This window comes from Ruegeria sp. AD11(2025) (assembly GCF_056542405.1).
The window spans coordinates 1-1995 of sequence record NZ_JBQFZU010000091.1 but is presented as its reverse complement, the minus strand read 5'-3'; the positions used below and the strand labels follow the sequence as shown (position 1 = coordinate 1995).

The 1995-nt window shown below is 57.4% G+C and carries 2 protein-coding genes; one reads left to right on the top strand and one right to left on the bottom strand.

The window, feature by feature from the left end; all coding sequences use genetic code 11:
* Positions 1-268: 268 nt before the first annotated feature.
* Positions 269-538 carry a spike base protein, RCAP_Rcc01079 family gene (locus tag ACR1XY_RS24415; protein WP_480597379.1) on the top strand — a complete coding sequence of 90 codons (270 nt, stop codon included), beginning with the start codon at positions 269-271 and terminating at the stop codon, positions 536-538.
* An 82-nt stretch (positions 539-620) separates the two neighbouring features.
* Here the strand turns inward: ACR1XY_RS24415 and ACR1XY_RS24410 are convergent, their stop codons facing one another.
* The gene (locus tag ACR1XY_RS24410) at positions 621-1787 is read right to left on the bottom strand and encodes a nucleotide sugar dehydrogenase (protein WP_480597375.1); all 1167 of its coding nucleotides are present in this window, start codon (positions 1785-1787) and stop codon (positions 621-623) included.
* Positions 1788-1995: the final 208 nt, after the last annotated feature.

Below are 1995 nucleotides of genomic sequence, written 5' to 3'. Positions count from 1 at the left end.
GGTTCAGACCGGCGCCTATCTCGGAGAGGACGACATCGTCCGATACGAGGACGTCTACGCCCGAGGCCAAGGCGCAAAGGGCTGAACAGCCACGCAACAGAACGCGCGGCATAAGACACCCAAGTGCCGCGCGGAACAGGCCCCCGAAACGGGGGCTTTTTTGGTGTTGGGCCGCCGAACAGGCTGCGCAACGCACGATGGGCTTTCACGTCGTTAAGCGGTTTTGGCTAGCGTTCCGCTGATTGACACAGAGAACGAGACCCGACCCATGACGACCAACCCGTTTACAAACCGTGTTTCCAGCTTGTCCGGCCCCGCGCGCGACGCTGCCCCCGTGACACCTTCTGACACCACCGATCTGGCCGAAGTGGCAATCGGTCTGTACGTCGAAACGGGCGGCGCGGTGGTGATGACCACGGTCCGCAGCGAAACACGCACCGTACAGGTGGCTGATTTTTCCATCCTGCCTGTCGGCGTGACGCGCGTTCATGCCACCGGGACAACTGCATCGGGCATCCACGCCCTCGTGCTGATCTGAGACAGAACCGAAACCTGCCGCTGTCGTTTGTGCGGCAGGTCTTCCTTGAACAGGCGCGGGTTCAGCGCCGCCCCAGCCGATCTTAGTCGGCGCCGAACAGATCGCGGGTAAAGACCTTGTCGCTTACATCGCGTATTTCGTCCGACAAGCGGTTGGCGACGATTAAGTCAGCCTGCTGCTTGAACTCCTCAAGATCGCGGATCACCGGTGAGTGAAAAAAGTGATCCGCGCTCAGGGTCGGTTCATAGACGATGACCTCTATGCCCTTGGCTTTGATCCGTTTCATGATGCCCTGAACCGAGCTTTGACGGAAATTGTCGCTGCCCTCTTTCATCACCAGACGGTAAATGCCGACAACCTTTGGCCCTTTCATCAGAATCTGGTCGCTGAGGAAATCCTTGCGGGTGCGGTTGGCATCGACGATAGCGCGGATCAGGTTCTGCGGCACGTGGTTGTAATTGGCCAGTAGCTGCTTGGTGTCCTTGGGCAAGCAATAACCGCCATAGCCAAAGGACGGGTTGTTGTAATGCGCGCCAATGCGCGGGTCGAGGCTGACGCCTTCGATGATCTGGCGCGAGTCCATGCCTCCCGCCAGGGAATAACTGTCCAACTCGTTGAAAAACGCCACCCGCATGGCAAGAAAGGTATTGGCGAACAGCTTGATCGCCTCGGCCTCGTCTGCATCGGTGAACAGCACCGGCACTTCCTTGTCCACCGCCCCTTCCACCAGCAGATCGGCAAAGACCTTTGCCCGGTCTGACCGTTCACCGACGATGATGCGGCTGGGGTGCAGGTTGTCATAGAGCGCCCGCCCCTCGCGCAGGAACTCCGGTGAGAAGATGACGTTGTCGGTGCCGAACCGCGCGCGGGCCCCGGCGACGAACCCCACCGGGATGGTGGATTTGATCACGATGACCGCGTCTGGATTCAGCGCGGTAACTTGTTCGATTACCGTATCGACCGAACTTGTGTCGAAGTAATTGCTGCGCGGATCGTAATTGGTTGGAGTAGCCACAATCACGAACTCTGCCCCGCCAAAGGCGGTTTCCGCATCGGTCGTGGCGGTTAGGTCAAGCGTGCGGTTCGTCAGGAAATCGGTAATCTCGGCATCCTGGATCGGGCTTTGACGCAGGTTAACTTGATCAACACGATCTGCTGACAGGTCCAAAGCCACCACTTCATGGTTTTGTGCCAACAGCACAGCATTGGACAGGCCGACATAGCCAATCCCGGCGATCGCAATCTTCATACAAAAATTCCTTGTGTAACCAGTGTCCGGGTTCGCGAATCGAACATACCCTAATTTTACCGCCTGATAAGAAGCGAAGTTTTTGTTCGTATTAGGTCGTTCTCAGTTGGTTTCGCATTAATTCACTGCGGCGTTGATAGGAGTTGTTACGAGGGATGGTGTGATTTGGCTGATTGTTCTTCCCCATCGGGTGACGGGGTTTTCTGCG